Genomic DNA, 23,177 nt, shown 5'->3' with positions numbered 1-23,177 from the left:
GTCATTCCGCCCCCTGGGTTCGGAGGGTCTTCGCCGGGTCCTCGCGGCGCAGGGCGATCGCGGTGACGATCAGGACGGGGACGGCCGCGACCGCGGCCAGCAGGACGGCCACCTGGCCGGGCGGGAGTTCGACCAGGACCGGGGGGACCGGGCGGGTGGCCTGGGGGGTGAGGAGGATCAGGGGGACCACCGCCCGGGTCAGGGCCGCGCCCAGGGCCAGGCCGACCAGGAGGCCGATCGCGACCAGGAGGCCCTGCTCGGCGGCGATCAGGCGGGCCAGCTGGCGGCGGGGTGCGCCCAGGGCGCGGAGCAGGCCGAACTCGGCCGCCCGCTCCCGTACCGAGCCCGCCGCGCTCACCGCGAAGCCGACCGCCGCCAGGGCCGCCGCGGCGGCCGCGACCGCCATCAGCGCGGAGCGCGGGCCGGCGCCGAGCGGGTCGCCGACGAGCTCGGCGGCGGCCTCGTCGCGGACGAGGACCTGCGCCGGGTCCATGTCCGGCAGCGCGCGCAGCGCCGCCGCGACCTCGGCGGTCCGGCCCCGTTCGGTCGCCAGCCACCACTCGTCGGGCTGCAGCGGCGGGCCGGGGGTGAGGGCGAGGAGACGGTTCGCGGACCGCAGGTCGATCAGGATCCCGCCGCCGTCGCCGGCGCCCGCCGGCACCCCGGCCTTCGCCGTGCTCGGGCCCGTCGTCGGCAGCTGCCGCACCGTCTCCGCGATCCGCACCGTCACCGTCCGCCCGGCCACCAGCACGTCCACCGTGTCGCCGCGCCGCGCCCCGGCCGCGGACAGGAACGCGTCCGAGGCCACCGCGGGCAGCGGCGCCGTCCGCTTCTCCCGGACCGGGGTGAGGCGCAGGCCGTACCCCACGACCGGGGCGTACGCGTCGGGGGCCGCGGCGGAGCCGAACCGGTAGCCGAGGTCCAGCGGTGCCGCGGCACCGGCCGACGGCTTCGGGCGCGCCGTCGAGCCGTCCCCGCCGTCCGGCGCGTCCTCCGTCAGCTGCGCGGACCAGCCGCCGAGCCGCGCGGGCACGGGCTGCGGAGCCCCGTCCGCGCGGGCCGCCGTCAGCGCCTCGACGACCAGCCGTTCCGTGCCGCCCTTGCCGTACGCGAGCTGGCCGTCGAGCTCCAGGCGGGTGAGGGTCAGCGGGCCCGCGGGCTTGTCGCGCCGGCCGTCGGCCGGTCCGCTCAGGTCGGCGGTGAGCCGGTGGACCTCGGCGTCCGCCGGGAGCGTGCCGAGGCCGCGGCTGTACGGGATGCCGTACCGGTCCTCCAGGGTGACGGTCACCCGGGGCGGCGCGTAGTGCGCGGCCGTGGACGTGAGTCGCAGGTCCAGCGTCAGCGCCTCGGCGCCGTCGGGGAGCCGGACACCGGGGGCGGCGGGTCCCGAGGGCTTCAGCGCGCCGAGGACCTCGTCGACCGAGCGGTCGCCGGCCAGGTCGCCGCGCAGCATCAGCGCGTCGCCGGCCGCGGCGTTCGCGACGTCGAGGGCGAGCACGTCCGCGGTGCGGTTCCCGCTCAGGCCCATGGTGTCGCGCAGTGCCGGGGCGACGGCCCGTACGCCGGGCAGCGAGGTGTACCGGCCGGCCTCGCCGGGGTCCGAGCCGCGGGTGCTGAGGACGCGCACGGCTGCGCCGGTGCGGAAGTCGGCCTGGTCGTTCTGGGAGCGGCCCCACGACGCGCTCTGTCCGATCGCCAGCATCCCCATCGCCACCGCGAGCACGAGCAGCAGTACCGGGCCCGCGCCGCGCAGCGGCCGGCGGCTGAACTGCCAGCCCGCGAGCGCCGCCGGCAGCCCCCGTCCGCCCGCAGCGCGCCGTTCGGCCAGCCGGGCCGCGGGCGGCAGCAGACGCAGCGTCAGGACGGTGCCGGCGAGCAGTGCGAGCGCGGGCGCGGCGACGAGCAGCGGGTCGATGCCGAGCCGGCCCTCCCGGTCGCCGCCGATCGCGCCGCCGCCCGACGCGGTGGTCTGCCGGTCGAGTTGCCAGTAGGCGACGGCCGCGACGACCAGCAGGCCGACGTCGGCCCCGGCCCGCACCGACGCGGGCAGCGCGGCCGCACGGCCCTTGCGCAGCCGGATCGTTCCGCCGCTTCCGGCGGCCAGCGCGGGCGCGACCACGGCGGCCGCGCAGCACACCGCGACCCCGGCGGCCACCAGCCACACCTGCGCGGCGGGCGTCGCGTCGAGCCGCAGCCCGGCGTCGGCGAGCGCCGCGTGCGAGCCGAGCAGCCGGGTCAGCGGGCCGGCGAGCAGCGGCGCGATAACGGCCGCGGGCAGCGCGAGCAGCGCGGCCTCCACCGCGGCCAGCCACACCAGGCGGCCACGCGAACCGCCGCGGGCCCGCAGCAGTTCCGTCTCGCCGGACCGCTCGGTGCCGAGCAGCCGGGCGACGAGCAGCAGCGCGTACGCGGCGAGCAGCACCAGCTGCACGGCCACGATCAGCAGCGTGGACCGGGCGACGAGCAGGGGCCGTTCGGCCTGCTGGAGCACGGTCGGCAGCGAGGTCTGCGCGGTGACCTGGCCGCCGCCGAACGGTCCGGCGTCGGCGGCGAGCGCCGCGGCCCCGGCGGCGGACGCGGTGCGCAGCGGCCCGATCCGGTCGGTGGTCATGGCGGTGAAGTCCGCGGTCGCCTGCCAGGCGGTGTCGCCCCGGCTGAGCCGGCCGGAGCCGAACAGCGCCTCGTCGGCGAGCAGGGGGCCGTACGTCGTGAACACCACGGTCCGTACGCCGCGTCCGGCGGCCTCGTCGAGGAGCCAGTAGGTGTCGGCGAGATCGGCGGGCCGGTAGACGCCGGTCACCCGGGCCTTCAGGGTGCGCTTCTCGTCGAGCCGGTCCGTGAGGTCGAGGACGGCCCCGGGGGCGATCCGCAGCCGCTGGGCGGCGGCCTCCGGGACGGCGACCTCGACGGCCGCCGCGGACGCGCGCGGGAAGGCACCCCGGACCAGCGTGACCCGGGAGCGGTCGAGCGCGGCCAGCCGGGTCAGGTCCGGCTCGCCGCGCCGGGCGGCCGGGTCCTGGAGACCGCGCGGCAGCGCGTACGGGCCGGAGCGCTCAAGCCTGCGCACGGTCACCGGCAGACCCTCGAAGGTCTCCCGGGCCCCGGCGCGGACGGCCTCGTCCGCCGAGGCCCTTTTGTCCGGGGGCACTTGCGCGGTGACGACGAGCGCCGAGGCGCCGGCCTCCCGGCCCTGGAGCGTGGACCGCAGCGCGGCGTCGCCGACGGAACCGGAGAATCCGGCCAGCGCGGCGAGGACGGACGTGGTCAGCAGGACGGCCAGCAACGCGGCCGAGAGCAGCAGTCCGTGCGCCCTGACGCGCAGCAGTACGAACCCCGTCACCCCGTCACCCATCCCCCCGAAGGCGTCCCCCGATGACCCGTAAACGTTCACCGGATGCTTTCAGAGGCCACGGAGGGTGGAAACCGCTTTCGCCGCGTTACGGCCCGACCTTGACGCGATCGTGACCGTTATCCGGCATCAGCTCACCGGATTCCGCCCGTCCGTGTCCGGAGCCGTACATTCAGTCAACTTTCAATCAACTCCGGTCGCCGCGCGGGACCCAGGCGTGGGTGTAGCGGGCCCCGAGGAGGCCGCCGGCGAGGGTGGCCGCGGCGCACACGAGGACGGCGAGGGCGAGGCCGCCCGCGAGGACGGGGAAGGGGGAGTTGCCGGAGGGGGCGAGGAAGGCCAGGTTGAAGGCGGCGAGCAGGCCGCCGAACGCGGTGGCCAGGAGCAGCGCGCCGACCGTCGGCAGGCCCATGCCCCACCAGGCGACACGCAGATGGAACCCGGCGCCCGAGGTGTAGCCGGCCAGCGGGCGCAGCTCCTCCGCGCGTTCCAGGAAGGCGTGCAGCAGGCCCGCCGCGCCGGTCAGGACGAGGAAGCCGAGGCCGAGGCCCGCCGTGAGCAGCACCCAGTCCGCGATCCGGGCGCGGGCCGCCGCGCCGACCGTGTACTCGGCGCCGGGGACGTGCACGTCCGTCAGCGGCAGCGTCGCGTAGGCGGCGCGCTCCACCCCGTCCACACCGCCCCGGTCCGCGGCGAGGACGACGAACGCGCCCTGCCCGGCGAGCAGTTCGGCCCGGTCCGGGGTGCCGCGGACCGTCGTCGTGCCGAACGTCGTCCAGCGCAGGGCCTCCGTCCGCGCGGTGCGGGCGGCGAAGACCCGGTCCAGCGGGACGGGGGTCCGGGGGCAGGCGTCCCGCAGCGGGGCGAGAGCGGCCAGGGTGCCGCAGTCGGCGACCACGACCGGCGGCGCCTCCTCGGTCGGATGGACCACCCGCAGCGCCCGCGCGCCCGGGTCGAGCGCGGCGAGGAAGCGGGACGCCTGCTCCGGGGTGCGGACGCCGTTCACCTCCACCAGCCGGCCGTCGAGCTGTTCGGCGAGCGCGGTCGCGTGCCGGGCGTCCGTGGTCAGCTCGCCGACCGTGATGTACGTCTGGGCCAGCAGCCCGAGCAGGACCGCGATCGCCGCGCTGCCCCGGGCCAGCGCCCGCGGGTGGGCGGCGGCCCAGCGGCTGCCGACGAGCCGGGCAGGATCACCCTCGGGCCGCCGGGTCACCGCCGCCGAGACCCGCGCGGCGGCCCGGCCCGCGAGCGGCGGCAGCCCGGCCAGCGCCAGGATCACGCCCACGCCGAACAGCCGTGCCCCCCACGCCCCGCCGAGCATCGCCCCCCACAGCGCGGCGAGCGTCCCGGAGCCGCAGATCCGGCCCGGCCACACCGACGGACGGTCGGACTCCGGACGCGGCCGCGCGCCGGCCGCCTCGCCGACCCGCAGGTGCAGGGCGGCGAACGCGCCGCAGAGCAGCGCCCAGAGCACGAGCAGCGCGAGCGGGAACGCCCAGCGGAGCGCGGTGAGATCGCGGGCGGCGATCGCGTATCCGGTGACGGGCAGGGTGAGTCCGGTGTACGCGAGGGCCGCCAGGGGCGCGCCGCCCGCCAGCACGCCCGCGGCCAGCGGGCGCAGGCAGACGCCCGCCGCGATCCTCGCCCGGACCGAGCGGCCCGCGCCGATCGCGTGCAGCACGGCGAGCCCCCGGTCCCGGTCGCGGGCCCCGAGCCGGGAGGCGACGACGAGCAGGACGCCGACGGGGAGCCCCAGCAGCGGCGCCATCAGCCAGTACAGGTCCGCCTCGGGACGGTCGAAGCCGTCGCCGATCAGGAAGTTCGCGCCGTCCGCCGGTGCGCCGAAGCCGGTGACCGGGAAGGCGTTCGGCCGGTCCGCGAGCGCGGAGCCGACGGCGGGGCGGCGGTAGACGAAGAGTTCGCCGGGGTCCTTGAGGCCGCTCGGCGCGATGACGCCGGCGAGCCGGCCGTACCGGGTGGCGGACTGCGGCAGGGCCTCCAGCAGCGCGGGTGACACGAACGCCTCGCCGGGCGCGGGCCAGCGGGACAGCCCGGGCGGCAACGGGGCCCGGTCGGCGACGGGTTCGAGGGTCACGACGGAGAACGCCCGGTCGTCCACGGTGTCCGAGCCGTCCGCCCACCGGGCGAGCGGCGCGGTCCCGGGCGCGGCGCGGACCGGGAGCCGGGCCTCGGTCCGGCTCTCGCGCGCCCCGTACACGGCGGCGTTGACCTGCACGCCCCAGACGAGCAGCGCGGCGGCGACGCCCGCGAGCAGCAGGCAGAGGGTCCGGACGAGGTGCCGCGGATCGCGCCGGTCCCCGGCGGCCCGCCGCCCGACGGCGAGCAGTTGCGCGGTCGCGCCGCGGCGGGCGCCGCTCCTCACGCGTCCGCCTCCGCCGCGCGGTCCTCCGTCAGCCGTCCCGCGTGCAGCCGCAGCCTGCGGTCGGCGCGGTGGGCCACCAGGGGGTTGTGGGTGACGGTGAGCACCGTCGTGCCGTAGCGCGCGGGGAGCGCGTACAGCAGCTCGCAGACGTCGTCGGTGGCCCGCTCGTCGAGCGCGCCGGTCGGCTCGTCGGCGAGGATCAGCGGCGGGCGGGTCGACAGCGCGCGAGCCACCGCGACCCGCTGCCGCTCACCGCCGGAGAGCACGCCCGCCGGGGAGTCGGCCACGGCGCCGACCCCCAGCTCGTCGAGGAGCCGGCCCGCGGTCTCGTACGCCTCCGTCCGCCGCGTGCCGCCGATCAGCAGCGGCAGGGCCGCGTTCTCGACGGCGCTCAGCTCGGGCAGCAGCTCGCCCGCCTGGTAGACGAAGCCGATCGTCCGCAACCGCCACGCCGCGGCCTTCGCGGGCCGCAGCGCGGCGGTGTCCGTCCCGCACACCCGGACCGTCCCGGCCGGCGCCGGGCGCAGACCGGCGAGCAGCGCCAGCAGCGTGGACTTGCCGCTGCCGCTCGGGCCGGTGACGGCGAGGGACTCGCCGGCGCGGGCGGTCAGCGTGACGTCGCGCAGCAGCGCGCGCCCGCCGAGTTCGCAGCTCAGGCCGGTGACGTCCAGGGTGGGGGAGGAGGTCATGGTCAGTAGTGCTCTTTCCAGGCGGAGCAGGAGTCGGGCGCGAAGGGGTAGTTCTCGCAGGTCTTCAGCCGGTAGACCTTCGAGCTGCCCGTGGCGCCCCAGCGGCAGTAGCCGCCGCTCTCCTCCACCCGCCCGGTGGCGCCGGACAGCCGGACGAACTCGCTGTAGACGTTGAAGCCGTCGACTTCGCGGTCGCACACCCTCACGTTCAGGTGATCGCTGCTCGTGTAGGCGAAGTCACTGCCGTGGTACACGTAGAACACGCTGCCGAAGGCGGCGTTCTGCGCGAGCAGGGCGGTGACCGTTCCCGCGGCCGCGGCGGCCGCCAGACGCATGGTTCTCCGACGCACGATGAACCTCCACAAGAAGAAGGACATCCGCCGGGTGCGGATGTCCGTTCGATGTGTTGCGATCGTGAAGGTAGTGGTGGGTGTGTGCGAGGTGTCGGATGTTGCGCGCCGTTGACCGGAACACGACCAAGGGTGACCGAAATGTAGTCAACCCTTCACGGAGTGTGGCTTCTCAGTTCTCCGTGTTGACCATGGAGGCCGCGGCGTACGTGAGGTAGTTCCACAGCTGCCGCTCGTGCTCCTCGGCGAGCCCCAGCTCGTCGACGGCGTCGCGCATGTGCCGCAGCCAGGCGTCGTGCGCCGCCCGATCGACCGTGAACGGGGCGTGCCGCATCCGCAGCCGCGGGTGCCCGCGGTGCTCGCTGTACGTGCGGGGGCCGCCCCAGTACTGCATCAGGAAGAGCGCCAGACGCTCCTCGGCGGGGCCGAGGTCCTCCTCCGGGTACATGGGACGCAGCAGCGGGTCCTCCGCCACGCCCTGGTAGAAGCGGCGGACGAGGCGCCGGAAGGTCTCCTCGCCACCCACCTGCTCGTAGAAGGTCTGCTCCTGAAGTGTGCCGCGCGGAATCTCCATCACCGTTCCATGGTCTCAGACCGCCCGGCCGAGGACCGGGGGCCTAGGACCCCACCCCTCCGGCCCCGGGCGTCCGGGCCCGGACGCACGACGTCCCGGGGCCGTGTGCACGGCCCCGGGACGCGAGTACGGCCCGGCGCTCAGCCGCGGCGGATCGTGATCGTCGTCCAGGCGCCCACGTGCACCCGGTCGCCGTCCTGCAGCGGGATCGGCACGTACGGCTGGATCGGCTCCTCCGCGCCGTTGACCGTGGTGCCGTTGGTGGAGTTCTGGTCCACCACCGCCCACGAGCCGTCCGGCTGCGACACCAGCACCGCGTGCTGGTGCGAGACGCCCGGGTCCTCCGGCGGCACCGACAGGTCGATGTCCGGGGACTCGCCCGTCGAGTGCCGGCGGCGGCCGATCGACACCTGGTTGCCCACCAGCGGCAGATGCTGCTCGGGGGAGTACGCGGGCAGGTTCAGGCCCGACGCCTCCGGGCCGCTGCGCTGCATCATCGCCAGGAAGTACTCACGGTCCGGACCGACCACCGCGGTCCAGCCCGCGCCCTGCATCCCCGGGCCGGGGAACGGCGGCTGCTGCTGGACGCCCGGCGGAGGCCCGCCGAGCGGACCGCCCTGCGGCGGCATCGGCGGCTGACCGCCCTGGAACTGCGGGGCGTGCGGCTGCGGCGGCGCCGGCGGCGCGTGCTGCGCCTGGGGAGCCTGCGGCGCCTGCGGAGAGGCGGACTGGGCGTGCGACGGCGGCGGCAGCATCCAGTCGTCCGCGCCCGGCACCGGCGGCTGCTGCGGACCGGGCGGGGGCGGCGGCGGACCCTGCTGCAGGAACGCCGGCGGGGCCGGCGGACCCGGCTGCGGACCGGGACCCGGCATCTGCGGGCCGGGCGGCATCGGCGGACCGGCCTGCGGACCGGGACCCTGCGCACCGAGACCCTGCGGACCAGGACCCTGCATGCCCTGGCCCAGCGGGCCGGGGTCCTGCATGCCGAGACCGCCCTGCGGGCCGGGACCCTGCGGACCCGGGCCGGGCGGCGGCGGGCCGGGCTGGTTGAAGGCAGGCGGGGGCGGCGGCCCGGGCTGGCTGAAGGCCGGCGGGGGCGGCGGCGGGCCCTGGTGCTGCGCGGGGTCGCCGGAGAGCGGCTCGGCCGGCCGGTTCATCTGCGAGGGGCGCGAGCCCTGGTAGTCGAACGGGTCCGGCGGCCGCTGACCCTGCGGTCCCGGCGGCGGCATCTGCGGACCCGGACCGGGGCCGGGGCCCGGGGCCGGACGGCTCGGGCCGGGGCCGGCCTGGAAGCCGGGCGGCAGGTTCAGACCGGGCGGCGGGCTCGGCATCCCCGGCGGCGGGCCGGCCGCACCGGGCGGCGCGACGGGCGTGTACGAGGTCGCCGTGTTCGTCAGGAAGTTCCAGCGGCACTCCTCGCAGAACGGGGCCATGGCCTCGCGCGGGGTGCGGCACTGCGGGCAGAGCTCCGCCTGGGCGGTGGCGTTCGGGTCGCCGGGTCCCGGGTACCCGTACCCGGGCGCCGGCGGCGGTGGGGGCGGCACGGCACCCGCAGGCGCGCCCGCCCCGGCCATGCGATGGCCGCAGACCTCGCACCAGTCGTCGGAGACCGACTGGTGTCCGTTCGGGCAGGTCGGCATGTCGGTGCTTCCCCCTCTCGTCGTCCGGCCCCTGTGGCCGGGCTACTTCTTCACTGCTGCTTTGCTGCTACTTCTTGACGCGAACCGTCTTGGTGGAGCGGGTTTCGAGAGTCATCTCGTCCGCTTCCGCGACCTTCGCCTTCAAACGCACAGTACCGGTCGCCGCGTCGACGACGTCCACCACCTTCGAAAGCAGTTTCGCGGTGTCCGTGTTCCCCGAGGCGGCCGCGAGCTGCACCGCACGGCCCAGTTTCGCGGTCGCCCCGCCGAAATCGCCCGCTTTGCGGGCGTCGAGTCCCTGCTGGATCGCCTGGGCGAGTTCCGCCTGCCCCGTGTAGTGGGCGACCTGCGGGTTGATCGCGGTCGACGCGGCCATGTCGTCCGTCCACACCGCCCGGATCAGCCCGTGGGAGAGGGTCTCCGGCGCGCCGCCCGCCGGGTCGGGGCGGATCAGCGAGACCCGGGCGGCCAGCATCTCCTGGCCGACGGCGGCCTCGGGCACCCGGACGCAGACGTGGTAGTCGCGGGACTCGTCGCCCCAGGAGCCGGTCGGGTAGTCGCCGGCCCGCGGACCGGCCTCGGTGCGCCGGGCCGTCAGGTCCTCGACGGTCGGGGCGACCTGCTTCACGTACCGGATCTCCGTGCCGACCGGGGTCCACAGACGCAGCGTCACGTCCGCGACCTCCTTGCCCATCGCGGCCTCCATCATCCGCGTGAAGTCGGCGGCGAGACCGGACGGGTCGGCGACGATGTCGGCGGTGCCGAGGAGGGCCGAGGCGATCCCGGTGACCTCCTTGACCTCCCAGTCCGTGCCGACGCCGCGGGCGTCGCAGGTGAAGCGGCCCGCGCAGGCGTCGAGGGCGGCCTGCAGATCGGCCGGGGTCTCGTGCTCGTTTCGGCCGTCGGTGAGCAGGATGCCGTGCCGGATCGGCGCGCCGCCGCCGGAGAGCAGCCGGTCCGCGAGGCGCAGCCAGGTGCCGATCGCGGTGCCGCCGCCGGCGGAGAGCCGGCGCAGCGCCTCCTTGGCCTCGGCACGGGTCCGGTCGCCGGCGACGGCCAGCGCGCCGCCGCCCGGGTAGACCTCCTTGGCCACGTGCGTCCCGGCGACCACGGCGAACGCGACGCCGTCGCGCAGGGTGTCCACGGCGGCGGCCGTCGCCTCGCGGGCGTTGCGCATCTTGGTCGGCGGGTAGTCCATGGAGCCCGAGCAGTCGACCATGACGACGACCGCGGCGTCGGGCGCGTCCGGGTCCGTACGGGGCTGCGGCACGCCGGCGCCCAGCGTGCCGCCGCTGGTGCCGCCACCGGTGGCGGTGACCGTCACGATCGCGTTGACCTCGCGCCCGCCCTCCGGCAGGTACTCGTTCTGGTACACGTCCACCGAGAAGTGCGGCACGTTCGATTTGGAGAAGTTGGCCATCGGTTCGGCTCCTGTGGACGAAGGCTCGGGCTACGCGGTGGGGCTGCCGCCGACGGCGCCGCTTGCCGATCCTGCCCCCTCGTGCGGCACGGCGAACGGCACCAGCGCCACTGTTACGTTGTCGTGCCCGCCGCCGTCCAGGGCGTGGCCCACGAGCACCTGCGCGGCGTGCAGCGGACGGCCGGCGGCGTCCGCCGGCAGGACCCGCGCCATCTCCTCGGCGGCCTCCGCGTAGTTCCACAGGCCGTCCGTGCAGACCACGACCACACCGGGGCGGTCCGGCTTGAAGGCGGCCGTGTGCGGCTCCAGCTCGTACGCGTCCGCGCCGAGCCAGCCGGTGATCGCGTGGGCGCGCTCGTCCGCGTACGCCTCGGCCTCGTTCATCAGGCCCGCGGCGACCATCTGGGCGGCCCAGGAGTCGTCCTCGGTGAGCCGGGCGGGCGGGGCGGAGCGGTCGTCCGGCACCCAGTACGCGCGGCTGTCGCCGACCCAGCCGACCACCAGGAGTCCGCCGGTCACCACGGAGCCGACGATGGTGCAGGCCGGCGCGTTGCGGTGCGGGTCGTGGTCGCGGGCCGAACCGGGCTCCTCCGCGAGGGAGTTGACCGCGTCGGCGGCGGCCACGATGGCCTCCAGCATGGCCTGCTGGGGGTGGGTGCCGCGGGGCAGCGCGGCGAGCAGCGACGCGTTCGCGGCGGTCGCGGCGGCGGCGGAGGCGTCGTCGGGGCGGGTGGCGGAGGAGACGCCGTCGCAGACGATCGCGACGGCGGCGGGGGAGCCGTCGGGCAGCGCGGCCGACGACACGGCGAACGCGTCCTCGTTGCGGTGGTGCCGCAGCCCGCGGTCGCTGACCGCGGCCACGCAGTCGAGCTCCCGCTCCATGTGGTCCCGCTCGCGGGGCTGGGCGTGCCCGCAGTTCTCGCAGTACCCGTCGGTGTCGACGCGGCCCGCGCGGCAGGCCACGCACACCTTGACCTGCGCGGCGGCGGCCGCCACGCGCGGGTCGGGGGCGGCGAGTTCGTAGTCCCCGCCTTCCTGCCCGGCGGCGGAGGCCCCGTCGTGCCGCACGGCGTCACCGGCCGCCGCCCACGGCTCGCCCCCGGCGGGGGGAGCGGGCACGGGCGACGGGCCGTCGGCGGAGGGGGAGGCGGGCGTGGGGCCGTCGGCGGAAGGGCCGGTGGGCGTGGGGCCGTCGGCGGCCGGGTCGGCGGGGCCGTGCGGCGCGGGGATGCCTACCGCGAGGCCGCCGGCCGCCTGGTCGACGGGCGCGGGGGCGGTGGGGTCCGCGGTCGCGAGTCCGTCCGCCCCGTCGGCGGCGGCGTCCGCCGAGTCGTCGGTCGCCAGGGCCGCGGAGCCGTCCGGGCCGGGACCCACGCCCGTCACACCCGTGCCTCCGGCGACGGCCTGCGCCGCGCGCGAGCCGCCGGGCACGCTGAGGCCGTTCCCGCCCGTCGTGCCCGCCGCCGTGGGCAGGTCGCCCGGGTGCTGGGTCTGGGTGGAGAGGTCGCGGGGGGCGGGCGCCGGCCAGGTCGCCGGGGGCTCGGAGCCCAGGGCGATCGTGGGGCGGTCCGCCGCCGGCTCCGGCTCCGTCAGCGCATGGCCGCAGGCTCCGCAGAAACGATCAGTCGGGTCCAGCGGCTCGGCACAGCCGGGGCACGCGGAGAGCCGGTGCTCGGGATTCCGGTCGTTCATCATCACACCCACGTCCGGGGGCGGAGGCGGTTCGCCCGCTCCACCAGTTCGATCCTCTCCTCGCCCCGCTGAGCGAGCCGGGCGAGCACCCGGTACGAGCGTTCCAGGCCGAAGCGCAGTCCCCGCTCGTCCAGTTCGCTGCCGAGCAGCAGCGTCCGGCCGGGGGGAGCTCCGGGACTTCCGGAGAGTACCCAGTCCAGTGCGGTACCGAGGACCTCCGTCGACAACCGTTCCCGCCGCACCGCGTCGAGACCGAACCCCTGCAGGGCCGAGACCTGGGCCGCGGCCGCCGTCAGATCGGCGGCCAGCGGGTCCTGCGGGGCGCGCCGGCGCAGCCGGGCCCGTACCGCCGCGACCCGCGCCGCCGTGTAGTGGATGGAGGCCTCCGGCACCGACTCCAGCGTGCGCACCGCGCCCACCCGGTCCCCGGCCGCCAGCTGCACCCGTGCAAGGCCGAACGCCGCACTCACGTACGAGGGGTCGGTCGTCCACACCAGGCGGTAGTACTCCGCCGCGTTGTCCAGCTGCCCCAGCACCTCCGCGCACACCGCGAGCGCCAGCTTCGGCGCCGGCTCGCCGGGGAACGCGTCGTACACCGCGTCGAACGACAGCGCCGCGTTCTCGTCGTCGCGGGTCGCCAGCGCGACGACGCCGCGGTACCAGACCACCCGCCAGTCGTCCGGGTGCTGCTCCTCCAGGACCGCGAGCGCCCGTCCCGCCTGGGCGAGTTCGCCCATCTCGAGCAGCGCCCGCAGCTCGCGCAGCCGCAGCTCCAGGGACGGCGCGGGCGCCGCGGCCAGCGCGGTGATCAGCTCGGCCGGGGCGGCGGCCATCAGACCGGCCAGGAACCCGGCGTTCGGGTCGCCCGGGTCCACCCGCGGCACCGGCAGCGCCAGCGAGGTCGCCCGTACGTCGAGCGGCGCCAGGTACGCCCCCGGGATCCCGGTGGCCGGGCCCGGGACGGCCGTCGCCGCACCCGTCGGCTTCGTACCGCCGCCGAACAGGCCGAACAGGCCCGTCGGCACCTCCCGCGCCCCGAGCGCCGACACGTCGCCGGCCGACTCCGCGAACAACTCCGTGTCCGTCACCCGCAGTTCCGCGCCGAACAGCGTCGACAGCGCGGGCCGCGGACGGCCGGACTGCAGCGCCACGACCTCCCGGAGCACACCCGTCAACTGCTCCGCCATCTCCTGCGCGGAGGCGAACCTGCGGGCCGGGTCCGGGTCGGTCGCCCGTACCAGGAAGCGGTAGAAGGACTCGTACGTCCGGAACACCTCGATGTGCCCGGGGTCCGGCAGCGAGTCCGCGAAGATGTTGGTGTAGCCCTGGAAGTCGAAGGTCAGCACCGCGAGCGTGCGCGCCACGGTGTACAGGTCGCTGGCCACCGACGGGCCGAGCTCGGCGACCTCCGGGGCCTGGTAGCCGACCGTTCCGTAGATCGCCGACTCGTCGTCGTCCATGCGGCGCACCGCGCCCATGTCGATCAGCTTGAGCTGGTCCTCGGTCTGGATCGCGTTGTCGACCTTGAAGTCGCAGTAGAGCAGGTTCCGGCTGTGCAGGTGCCCGAGCGCCTCCAGCGCCTCGATGCCGTACGCGCACGCCTGCTCGACCGGCAGCGGATCGCGCCGGCCGTCCGCGCCGCGGCGGGCGTTGGCGATCTCCTTGAGCGACTTGCCGCCGACGTACTCCATGACGATGTAGCCGTCGAGGGAACCGGTCCGCTGGTCGAGGTGCTCGACGAAGTTGTAGATGCGGACGATGTTGGAGTGCTCGATCTCCGCGAGGAAGCGGCGCTCCGATATGGCGGCGGCCATCGCGTCCTGGTCGCCGGTGTCGAGCAGGCCCTTGAGCACCACCCACCGGTCGGAGACCGCGCGGTCCACCGCGAGGTAGATCCAGCCGAGGCCGCCGTGCGCCAGACAGCCCGCCACCTCGTACTGGCCGCGCACGATGTCGCCGGTGCGGAGCTTCGGCACGAACGAGTACGGGTGGCCGCACTTGGTGCAGAAGCCCTCGGTGCGGCCCGGCCGGTCGCCGCGTGCCCGGCCCACCGGGGCGCCGCAGTCGGAGCGCGAGCAGAATCGCTTCCGCTCCGGGACCTCGGGGTTCGCCATCACCGCGGAACGCGGGTCGGGGCGCGGGATCTCGGGGATCGCGACCAGGCCCGCGCCCAGCCGGTTCCGGCCGGACTGGCTCGCGGACGAGCCGGAGCTGCGCACCGAGACCGAGCGGGCCGTGCTCGCGCCGGAGAGCGAGCGGGAGAGCCGGCCCGAGACGGAACGGCGCGAGGTCGAGGACCGCGAGGAGCGGGCGGACGGGGCGGAACTCCGCGACGAGGAGCGGGAACTGCTCGACGAGCCCGAGCCCTTGCCGGGGACGGCCACGCCGGTCGGCGTGGACTGCAGCAGCCCTTCCCCGGGCTCTCGGCTCCGCTCGAGCAGGGGAGACCCCGGTGGCGGCAGGACCGGCGCCAGCCCGCAGGTGTCGCAGTACAGCTCGCCGCCGCCCATGTCCTCGTACGCGCCCGCGCAGCCCGGCCGCTGACAGGACGCCCCGGCGGCGCCGGAGGCCCCGACCGCCTGCGCAGCCGGACCGGCCGTGTTGGTTCCGGCGGCCTGGCCCGTCGCACCGGTACCGGCAGCGGCTGCCTGGCCCGTCGCGTGCGGCGTGCCCGTGGGACCGGTCGCGCCCGGCGCGCCGGTGCTCGCCGTCTGCGGCACTCCACCCGGCGGCAGGACCGGCGCCAGCCCGCAGGTGTCGCAGTACAGCTCGCCGCCGCCCATGTCCTCGTACGCCCCGCCGCAGCCCGGCCGCTGGCAGGACGCGCCCGCCGCCTGCGGTGCGTAACCGCCGCGCCGCGCCGACTGGTTGGTCGCCTGGCTGTGCGGACCGCCCACCGCGCCCGTCGGCACTCCGCCCGTCGGCACCCCGCCCCCGTTCGTTCCGGTCTCGCTCATCGTGTTCCCCTCGCGTCGCCCGGCCCGGTCAGGACCTCGGCCGCCGCCTGCTGGTAGCGGAGCACCGCCTGCTCGGCGACCCGCAGGTCGCAGGGCGCGCTCCACAGCATCCGGCGGGCCGCGTCGTACCGCTCCACGAGGACCGGGTCCTCCGCCCATCCGAGCCGGGCCACCTTCGCCTTGTACGCGTCGAGGCGGCCGCGCAGTTCCGCGCGGACCGCGAGCGGCGCGGTGACCGCCGTCAACGACGCGCGGGCCCGCTCCAGTTCGTTGTCGGCCTCCCGCTCCAGGGCCTCCAGGAGCGGCGAGAGCCGGTGCCACTGCGCGTGCCGGCGGTACTCGGCCGCCGCGACGAGCCGCTCCTGCAGCGCGGTCGGCGGTCCGCTGACCGCCGGCACCTCCGAGGCGGCGATCTTCGCGAGCACCTCGCCGCGCGCCGCCCGTGCCTCCGCCAGCGTCCGGTCCGCCCGGGACAGCACGTCCCGCAGCCGCAGCAGCCGCTCCTCGGAGTCCTGCCGCACCGCGAGGACCGCCTCGATCTCCCGGCGCACGTCCTCCAGGGCGAGGGCCGCCCGGTCGTACCGCTCGGTGTCCGGCCGTCCGCCGCCGGGCGCCGAACTCCCCGCCGCGGGCTGCCAGAAGGCCAGCGGATCGGACACCACCTGCTCGCGCAGCCCGGTCAGCTCGGCCGTGATCGCCTCCAGCTCGTCACCGGCCGGATGCTCCCCGGGGCGCACCCCGACGGAGTGCGCCAGCGAACGGGTCCGCCCCAGCTCGGCGGCGAGCAGATCTATCCGCGCGGGCAGCGCCGACCAGACCGCGTCGGCGGTCACGACCATGTCGAGCGAGCCCGCGTACAGCTCGTTCATCCGGTCCACCAGGCCCTCCAGCGTGAACCGTTCGCTGAGCGCCGCGCCGCCGCCGACCACCACGCTCTCGCCGCGCAGCCGGTCGGTCAGCTCCACCAGGTCGTCCTGCCCGGGCCAGCGCCGCCGGGCGCGCAGCTCACGCGTCTCGTGCAGGGCCGCGGTGTACGCGTCGAAGTACGCCCAGAGCAGGGTGATCGTCCGCTCGGTGGAGCTCCACCGCTCCTGGGTCGTCCCGGTCAGCCGGGCACCCTCGAGCAGCCGTCGGCCCGCGTGGTCCTGGAGCGCGAGGAGCGAGTCCTCGATCGCCTTGTGCTCCGCGCCGAGCCGCCCCAGCGCACGGTCCACCTCGTCCCGGTCCATCACCGGCCCAGGAGGTCCCGCGACGCCCATCGATCACCTCTCCGCTCGTGCCGTCGCCTGTCGTCGTTCCCGCGCCGCCCCCGTGTGCGCACCCGGCTCAGCCGCTCTTGTACTTCGGCGCGGGCGGTCCGGCGATGCCGGGCAGGTCCGCCTTCAGCCACTTCTCGTACGCCGCGGTCCACGGGCCCTGCCGGTACTGCACGAGTACCTGGTTGACCCGGCGCACCAGGTCGTCGTTGCCGAGCTTGGCGGCCACCCCGTAGTACTCGGTCGTGAAGGGCTTGCCCTTGAGCTGGACGGCCGGGTCCTGCGCGGCCTGGCCGGCCGCCAGCGCGTTGTCGGTGACGACCGCGTCGACCTCGCCCATCTGGAGCCGGGCCAGGCAGTCCAGCTGGTTGGGCACGGTCAGCAGGTCCGGGTCGGCGGGGCCGCCGTCGCCCAGGTCCTTGTACACCGCGCCGAACGACTTCTGCTCCAGGGCCTCGTACGCCGTGGAGCCCTCGGCCGTGCACACCCGCTTGCCGGCCAGCGAGGTGTCGTAGCCGGTGATCGTGGACGTCTTCGGCGCGAGCACCTGCTGCCCGGCCTGGAAGTACGCGGTGGAGAACGCGACCTGTTCGATCCGCTTGCAGTTGATGGTCATCGTGCGGACCACCAGGTCGACCTTGCCGGTCTCCAGCGCGGCGATCCGCTGGTTGGTCGGGATCGCCCTGAAGACGATCTTCTCCTCGTCGCCCAGGAGGTCCTTGGCGATGGCCCGGGCCAGATCGATGTCGAAGCCCTCGAGGGTGCGGTTCGTCGGGTTCCGGTAGCCCCAGCGGTAGCTGCTCTGGTCGACGCCCACGACCAGCCGGCCGCGCGCCTTGATCGCGGCGACGGCCGGTCCGTCGGCGGTCGACGGGGTGAGCGAGGCCTCCGGGTCCTGGCAGGCGGCCTCGGCCCGCACCTGCACGCCCGTGCCCACGCCCGGTCCGGTGACCTGCGACGGCGTACGGTCCGCGGCGCCGGAGTGGGACAGCGGGCCGAGGGTGAGCGCGGCGGTCAGGCCGCAGGCGACGGCCATCGCGCCGACCCCGCCCCAGCCCCTGAACCGGCCGGCGAGACGGGCCGCCGCCCGCCGTCCGCGCCCTGTGACGTCCGTCAACTCTCCCCCTCTCACCGGTACTCCGACAGTCTGCGGTTGATGCCCATGATGGCCCCCACCGCGCCGAGCACGGCCAGCATGCCCGCGCCGAGGGGGAGAGCGGTGAGCGCGCCCCGGCCGTCCGAGGCGGAGCGGGTGAACTCGGCCTGCTCGCGGTCGAGCGCCTGCTTCAGCAGGGCGTCGACCTGGTCGAAGGACCGCCCGGTGGAGTCGTCCCGGCCGATGACCAGGTTCAGCGCGCCCTCGTAGTCGCCGGCGTCGTCGGTGGCGCGGGCGACGGAGTGGCGCTGCTTCCAGTGGGCGACCGTCTCCGACGCCTTGTCCACCAGCGCGCGGCCCGCGTCGTCGTCGGCGAGCTCGCGGGCCTCGGCGAGCGCGGTGGACAGCGCCTTCATGCCGGCGTTGTGCTCGGTCTCGTACTTGTCGTTCTTGCCGTCGTCGGTGAGCACCGCGCCGCGCGCGACCAGCGTCAGGTTCTCGTTGGCGCGTGCCTTCAGGGAGTTGATGCGGGCGGAGGTGAGGACCTGCAGCGAGTTCTGGCCGTGCTCGCGGGCGTTGTTCAGTTCGGCGCGGGCGACGGTGTGCCCGACGGTCAGCCACAGCAGCACCACCAGGGACGCGGCCGTCGCCGCGAGCAGGCCGTGGTTCAGGACACGGTGGGTGCGCAGGTAGTTGCGGCGCTGCACGGCGGCGAGCGCGAGCAGCGCCACCAGGCCGAGGGCGAGCGAGAGGTACGGCAGCGCCCGCGCCTCCTCGTCGTCGGCGTGCAGCCGGGCGGTCTCCGCCGCGTACAGCCGCTCGGCGGCGGGCAGCAGTTGGGTGGCCATGGTCTGGTTCGCGTAGCGCAGGTAGGCGCCGCCCAGCGGCAGGCCCTGGCGGTTCGCGGCGCGGGCGCGCTCGATCAGGCCGGTGTAGCGGGGGAGATGCTCCCCCAGGGTGGCTATCTCGCGGGTCGACTCGACGGAGCCCTCGGTGTTCGCCGCGGCCTTCACCAGCAGGCGGGAGGCGGTCGCGATGTCGTCCGCGTACCGCTTGCGGACGTCGGCGGGCTCCGTCGCGCCGGCGAGGAAGCCGCTCGCGGCGGCGGTGTCGGCGTCGGCGAGGGAGCGGTAGATGCTCGCGGCGTCGGCGCTGAGCGGCTGGCTGCGGCTGACGACGTCGTCGGCGGAGGTGGCGCGGGCGGAGATCTCGTACGCGGTGACCGCGCCGAACGCGACGACGAGAACGGCCAGGACGGCGCCGATGATCTGAAGCCGGCCCGGCTCGGTGGTCGCCGCACGGCGCAGCCGCGCGCGGCCCTCGGCCCAGGCCCCGACGGGCCTCTCCGGCCCCTCGGGCGGCAGCCCGGGCGGCGCCGCCTGCGCGGGCACGGCGGGCGGCCGGGACTGTCCCTCCAGTCCCGGCGCCGGCGCGGCGTGCGCGTTCGGCGGGTATGTCACGTGACCTCCCCCTCGGTCGCCGATCTCGGCCACCCGGCCAGCAGTATGGCCGCAGTGGCCCCACCCGCACACCGGGAATGACTCGATCTTGTTCCTATCGTGCCCCCTAGGAGAACACGAAGGACGCCCGAGACTGGTTCCCCGACCGGCGCGAACTGGCGTACACACGCCACCCGGGCGGCCCGCTACCCCCTCCTGTACCGCTCCCGCAGCCGGGTCGCCGCCCCCGCGTCCGCGCCGACGCGGTCCAGGCCCAGGAGGGCCGCGCCGAGGACCGGAGGGGCAGTCACCACACGGAGCGTGGCCTTGGGGGCCTTTTCGGCCAGGAGCTCGGCGATCCGGGCGTCCAGGTCCGGGTGCCGGGCGGCCAGGACGCTGCCGCCCAGGACCACCGGGACCTCCTCGTCCAGCAGGTCCAGGCGGCGCAGGGCCACCGTCGACAGGGCCACCACCTCGTCCGCGAGCCGGTGGACCAGGCCGAGGGCGATCGGGTCGCCCGCCCGCGCCACCGCGAAGAGCACCGGCGCCAGTTCGTGGCGGCGCGCCGCCGGGACACGGCCCAGGTGCAGCGCCTCGATCAGCGCGTACATCGTCGGCAGCCCGAAGTGCCCGGGCAGCGCCCGCACCAGCTCCGTCGGCTCCCCCCGCCCGTCCTCCGCCCGCGCCGCGAACCACAGCGCCTCCTCCGCCAGACCGCCCCCGCCGCCCCAGTCCCCGGAGATCCGGCCGAGCGCCGGGAAGCGGGCGGTCCGGCCGTCCGGCAGCATGCCCACGCAGTTGATACCGGCCCCGCACACCACCGCCACGCCCCGCGGCTCGTCCACCCCGGCCCGCAGGAGCGCGAACGTGTCGTTGCGGACCTCGGTCGTCCCCGCCCAGCCGCGCCGCTCCAGCGCGGCCGTCAACTCGGCCTCCTCGACCGGCAGATCCGCGTTGGCGAGACAGGCCGAGACATGCGCCGCGTACGGCGGACCGCCGGGCGGACCGCCCGGCCCCGCCTCCCGCGCCGCCTCCGCGACCGCCGCGGCCAGGACGTCCACGGCCGCCTCGACGCCGACCACCGGCGGCTGGAACCCGTCGCCGCGCGCGGCCCCGAGGACCGAGCCGTCCGCGCCGACCAGCGCCACGTCCGTCTTGCTGTTGCCGGCGTCGATCGCCAGCACCGCCGCCTTCACCGGTGCGTTCACGCCCACGCCAGGTGCTCCCGGTTGTGCGCGAGGAGCCGGTCGGTGAGCCCCTCGGCCGCCGCGTACTGCCCGACCAGCGGATGCGCGAGCAGCGCCCGGAAGACCCGCTCCCGCCCGCCGCGCAGCGCCGCGTCCAGGGCCAGGTCCTCGTACGCGGTGACGTGCGCGACCAGCCCCGCGTACAACGGGTCGAGCGGCGCGACCGGCAGCGGCGCCGCCCCCTTCGCACCGACCGCGGCCTGCACCTCGATCACCGCGTCGTCCGGCAGGAACGGCAGCGTGCCGTTGTTGGACGTGTTGACCACCTGGTACGGCGACCCTCCTCCGCCCAGCAAAGACGCCGCGAGGTCCACGGCCGCCTCCGAGTAGTACGCCCCGCCCCGCTTGGCCAGCAGCGCCGGCTTCTCGTCGAGCGCCGGATCGCCGTACATCGCGAGCAGCTCACGCTCCATCGCGGCGACCTCGGCGGCCCGGGACGGCTTACGGCCCAGTTCCCGTACGACCTCGTCGTGCAGGTAGAAGTACCGCAGGTAGTAGGAGGGGACGACGCCGAGCCGGTCCACCAGCTCGCGCGGCATCCTCAGGTCCGCGGCGACGGCCTCGCCGTGCTCGGCGAGCAGCCGGGGCAGCACGTCCGCGCCCTCGGGCCCGCCGAGCCGTACCCCGGTCTCCCAGGTCAGGTGGTTGAGCCCGACATGGTCGAGATGGACCTCGGCCGGCGCGACGCCAAGGAGCTTCGCGAACTTCCGCTGGAAGCCGATCGCCACGTTGCACAGCCCGACCGCCTTGTGCCCGGCCCGCAGCAGCGCGCGGGTGACGATCCCGACCGGGTTGGTGAAGTCGATGATCCAGGCGTCCGGACTGGTCCGGCGGACCCGTTCGGCGATGTCCAGGACGACCGGCACGGTCCGCAGCGCCTTGGCGAGCCCGCCCGCCCCGGTGGTCTCCTGCCCGACGCAGCCGCACTCCAGCGGCCAGGTCTCGTCCTGCTCGCGGGCCGCCTGCCCGCCCACCCGCAGCTGCAGCAGGACGGCGTCCGCGCCCTCCACGCCGGCGTCGAGGTCGGCGGTGGTGACGATGCGCCCCGGGTGGCCCTGCCGGGCGAAGATCCGCCGGGCGAGCCCGCCCACGAGGTCGAGCCGCTCGGCGGCCGGGTCGATCAGCACGAGTTCGGTGACGGGAAGGGTGTCGCGCAACCGCGCGAAACCGTCGATCAGTTCGGGGGTGTAGGTCGAGCCGCCCCCTACGACAGCCAGCTTCATGATGTCCGAATCAGCCCTTCACTCCGGTCAGTGTGACTCCCTCGACGAACGCCTTCTGGGCGAAGAAGAACACGACGATCACAGGGGCCATGACCAGCACGGTCGCGGCCATGGTCAGGTTCCAGTCGGTGTGGTGCGCGCCCTTGAAGGACTCCAGTCCGTAACTCAGCGTCCAGGCCGCCGGGTTCTCGGACGCGTAGATCTGCGGCCCGAAGTAGTCGTTCCAGCAGAAGAAGAACTGGAACAGCGCGACGGCGGCGATGCCCGGCTTCGCCATCGGCAGCACGACCCGCAGCAGTGTGCGCAGTTCGCCGCAGCCGTCGATGCGGGCCGCCTCGATGTACTCGTCCGGGATCGTCAGCAGGAACTGCCGCAGCAGGAAGATCGAGAACGCGTCGCCGAACGCCAGCGGGACGATCAGCGGCCACAGCGTCCCGGACAGGTCCATCTGCTTCGCCCAGAACAGGTACATCGGGATGATGACGACCTGCGGCGGCAGCATCATCGTCGCGACGACCAGCATCAGCGCGAGCCGCTGCCCGCGGAAGCGGAACTTGGCGAGCGCGTACGCGACGGGCACGGACGACAGCAGGGTGAGGACGGTGCCCAGCCCCGCGTACAGCAGGGTGTTGCGCCACCACGTGAGGAAACCCGGAGTCTCGACGACACGGGTGTAGTTGCTCCACACCCAGGTGTCCGGGAGGAGATCCCGGGTGAGCGCCTGCTGGTCGCTCATCAGCGAGGTCAGCAGCACGAAGACGAACGGCAGCACGAAGAACAGCGCGGCGGCGACGCCGAGCGCGTGCACGCCGATCCAGTGCAGCAGGGCGGTACGGCGGGCGGCACGGGCGGCGCGGCCGGCGGCGGTGGGCGCGACCGGTCTTTCGACGGCAACGGTCATGAGGTGGGGGTCACCTGCCTGGATCCTGGAGGAGCCCTCCCCGCCGCCGCATCAGCAGCGCGGTGAAGGCCGTCGCGAGGGCGAAGAGGACGAGGGCGAGCACACACGCGGCCCCGTAGTCGAAGCGCTGGAAGCCCAGGTTGTACACGAGCTGGGGCAGGGTCAGCGTGGACTTCTCGGGGTAGCCCGGCTCGAACTGCTGGCCGCTGTTGCCGATGATCCCGGAGGCGACCTTCCCGGCCACCAGGGGCTGCGTGTAGTACTGCATGGTCTGGATGACGCCGGTGACCACGGCGAACAGCACGATCGGCGAGATGTTCGGCAGCGTCACGTACCGGAACCGCTGCCAGGCCGAGGCCCCGTCCAGCTCCGCCGCCTCGTACTGCTCCTTCGGCACGTCGAGCAGCGCCGCCATGAAGATCACCATCAGGTCGCCGACGCCCCAGACCGCGAGCGCGGTCAGCGCGGGCTTGGACCAGTCCGGGTCCATGAACCATCCGGGCGCCGGGAGGCCGGCGTCGGCGAGGAGTGCGTTGACGGGTCCGGTGCCGGGGTTGAGCAGGAAGACGAAGGCGAGGGTGGCGGCGACGGGAGGCGCGAGGTAGGGCAGGTAGAAGAGCGTCCGGAAGAGATTCGTCCCCGTCTTGATCTTCGTGACGAGCAGCCCGACACCGAGCCCGAAGACGACCCGGCAGGCGACCATGACGACGACGAGCCAGAGGGTGTTGCGCAGGGTCGGCCAGAAGGCCGGGTAGTCGGTGAAGACGTAGGTCCAGTTCTCGAGTCCGTTGAAGACGGGATCCTGGAACCCGTCGTAGGCCATGAACGAGAAGTACAGGGTGGAGACGAGCGGATAGGCGAAGAAGACGCCGAACCCCACCAGCCAGGGCGAGAGGAAGGCCGCGGTGCGCAGCGCCGAACGGCGGCGCTTGGCGCGCAGGGAGTGAACGACGGTCATGTC

Annotated in this window: 16 protein-coding genes; all 16 read right to left on the bottom strand. The window is 75.4% G+C overall.

Features of this window, described 5'->3' with window-relative positions; translation table 11 throughout:
• Position 1: 1 nt before the first annotated feature.
• The 16 genes from ABZO31_RS11055 to ABZO31_RS10980 all read right to left on the bottom strand — a co-directional run bounded on the left by ABZO31_RS11055 (position 2) and on the right by ABZO31_RS10980 (position 23,174).
• On the bottom strand, positions 2–3,340 hold the full coding sequence (locus ABZO31_RS11055) for an FtsX-like permease family protein (RefSeq protein ID WP_406860959.1): 3,339 nt from the start codon (positions 3,338–3,340) through the stop codon (positions 2–4).
• A 196-nt stretch (positions 3,341–3,536) separates the two neighbouring features.
• Positions 3,537–5,732 carry a hypothetical protein gene (locus ABZO31_RS11050; RefSeq protein WP_406860958.1) on the bottom strand — a complete coding sequence of 732 codons (2,196 nt, stop codon included), beginning with the start codon at positions 5,730–5,732 and terminating at the stop codon, positions 3,537–3,539.
• Complete coding sequence (locus ABZO31_RS11045; protein ID WP_406860957.1) at positions 5,729–6,421, bottom strand: ABC transporter ATP-binding protein; 693 nt, start codon at positions 6,419–6,421, stop codon at positions 5,729–5,731. Before ABZO31_RS11045 ends, ABZO31_RS11050 begins: the two co-directional genes overlap by 4 nt.
• A gap of 2 nt (positions 6,422–6,423) precedes the next feature.
• Positions 6,424–6,771 (bottom strand): hypothetical protein, encoded by a 348-nt coding sequence (locus ABZO31_RS11040; protein WP_406860956.1) that lies wholly within the window; start codon positions 6,769–6,771, stop codon positions 6,424–6,426.
• Positions 6,772–6,943: 172 nt separating this feature from the next.
• Complete coding sequence (locus ABZO31_RS11035; RefSeq protein ID WP_406860955.1) at positions 6,944–7,348, bottom strand: globin; 405 nt, start codon at positions 7,346–7,348, stop codon at positions 6,944–6,946.
• 137 nt (positions 7,349–7,485) lie between these two features.
• Positions 7,486–8,985, bottom strand: a complete 1,500-nt coding sequence (locus ABZO31_RS11030; protein WP_406860954.1) for an FHA domain-containing protein — start codon at positions 8,983–8,985, stop codon at positions 7,486–7,488.
• 67 nt (positions 8,986–9,052) lie between these two features.
• Positions 9,053–10,405, bottom strand: coding sequence for a vWA domain-containing protein (locus ABZO31_RS11025; RefSeq protein WP_406860953.1), 1,353 nt, complete (start codon positions 10,403–10,405; stop codon positions 9,053–9,055).
• A gap of 30 nt (positions 10,406–10,435) precedes the next feature.
• Complete coding sequence (locus ABZO31_RS11020; protein WP_406860952.1) at positions 10,436–12,097, bottom strand: protein phosphatase 2C domain-containing protein; 1,662 nt, start codon at positions 12,095–12,097, stop codon at positions 10,436–10,438.
• A gap of 2 nt (positions 12,098–12,099) precedes the next feature.
• Positions 12,100–14,880, bottom strand: coding sequence for a serine/threonine-protein kinase (locus ABZO31_RS11015; RefSeq protein ID WP_406865319.1), 2,781 nt, complete (start codon positions 14,878–14,880; stop codon positions 12,100–12,102).
• A gap of 170 nt (positions 14,881–15,050) precedes the next feature.
• The gene (locus tag ABZO31_RS11010) at positions 15,051–16,313 is read right to left on the bottom strand and encodes a hypothetical protein (RefSeq protein WP_406860951.1); all 1,263 of its coding nucleotides are present in this window, start codon (positions 16,311–16,313) and stop codon (positions 15,051–15,053) included.
• Between the two features lie 67 nt (positions 16,314–16,380).
• Positions 16,381–17,427 (bottom strand): glutamate ABC transporter substrate-binding protein, encoded by a 1,047-nt coding sequence (locus ABZO31_RS11005; RefSeq protein ID WP_406860950.1) that lies wholly within the window; start codon positions 17,425–17,427, stop codon positions 16,381–16,383.
• A gap of 11 nt (positions 17,428–17,438) precedes the next feature.
• Positions 17,439–18,866 carry a hypothetical protein gene (locus ABZO31_RS11000; RefSeq protein WP_406860949.1) on the bottom strand — a complete coding sequence of 476 codons (1,428 nt, stop codon included), beginning with the start codon at positions 18,864–18,866 and terminating at the stop codon, positions 17,439–17,441.
• 185 nt (positions 18,867–19,051) lie between these two features.
• Positions 19,052–20,059 carry an N-acetylglucosamine kinase gene (locus ABZO31_RS10995; RefSeq protein WP_406860948.1) on the bottom strand — a complete coding sequence of 336 codons (1,008 nt, stop codon included), beginning with the start codon at positions 20,057–20,059 and terminating at the stop codon, positions 19,052–19,054.
• Entirely contained in the window at positions 20,050–21,315 is a 1,266-nt protein-coding gene (locus ABZO31_RS10990; RefSeq protein ID WP_406860947.1) for a 6-phospho-beta-glucosidase, read from the bottom strand. Before ABZO31_RS10990 ends, ABZO31_RS10995 begins: the two co-directional genes overlap by 10 nt.
• 10 nt (positions 21,316–21,325) lie before the next feature.
• A complete protein-coding gene (locus tag ABZO31_RS10985) occupies positions 21,326–22,216 on the bottom strand; it encodes a carbohydrate ABC transporter permease (protein WP_406860946.1) in 891 nt (296 codons plus the stop codon).
• 10 nt (positions 22,217–22,226) lie between these two features.
• Positions 22,227–23,174, bottom strand: coding sequence for a carbohydrate ABC transporter permease (locus ABZO31_RS10980; RefSeq protein ID WP_406860945.1), 948 nt, complete (start codon positions 23,172–23,174; stop codon positions 22,227–22,229).
• Positions 23,175–23,177: the final 3 nt, after the last annotated feature.

It is taken from the genome of Streptomyces solicamelliae (assembly GCF_045348655.1).
Taxonomy (GTDB): Bacteria; Actinomycetota; Actinomycetes; order Streptomycetales; family Streptomycetaceae; genus Streptomyces; species Streptomyces solicamelliae.
Note: the sequence above shows the minus strand (reverse complement) of the source record. Positions and strands in the feature narration are given on the sequence as shown.

Excerpts from the sequence above, each read along its gene's own strand:
- ABZO31_RS11030 (WP_406860954.1), bottom strand. The coding sequence starts at position 8,985 with ATGCCGACCTGCCCGAACGGACACCAGTCGGTCTCCGACGACTGGTGC.
- ABZO31_RS11020 (WP_406860952.1), bottom strand. The coding sequence starts at position 12,097 with ATGAACGACCGGAATCCCGAGCACCGGCTCTCCGCGTGCCCCGGCTGT.
- ABZO31_RS10990 (WP_406860947.1), bottom strand. The coding sequence starts at position 21,315 with ATGAAGCTGGCTGTCGTAGGGGGCGGCTCGACCTACACCCCCGAACTG.
- ABZO31_RS11025 (WP_406860953.1), bottom strand. The coding sequence starts at position 10,405 with ATGGCCAACTTCTCCAAATCGAACGTGCCGCACTTCTCGGTGGACGTG.
- ABZO31_RS11015 (WP_406865319.1), bottom strand. The coding sequence starts at position 14,880 with ATGGGCGGCGGCGAGCTGTACTGCGACACCTGCGGGCTGGCGCCGGTC.
- ABZO31_RS10980 (WP_406860945.1), bottom strand. The coding sequence starts at position 23,174 with ATGACCGTCGTTCACTCCCTGCGCGCCAAGCGCCGCCGTTCGGCGCTG.
- ABZO31_RS11045 (WP_406860957.1), bottom strand. The coding sequence starts at position 6,421 with ATGACCTCCTCCCCCACCCTGGACGTCACCGGCCTGAGCTGCGAACTC.
- ABZO31_RS11010 (WP_406860951.1), bottom strand. The coding sequence starts at position 16,313 with ATGGGCGTCGCGGGACCTCCTGGGCCGGTGATGGACCGGGACGAGGTG.
- ABZO31_RS10985 (WP_406860946.1), bottom strand. The coding sequence starts at position 22,216 with ATGACCGTTGCCGTCGAAAGACCGGTCGCGCCCACCGCCGCCGGCCGC.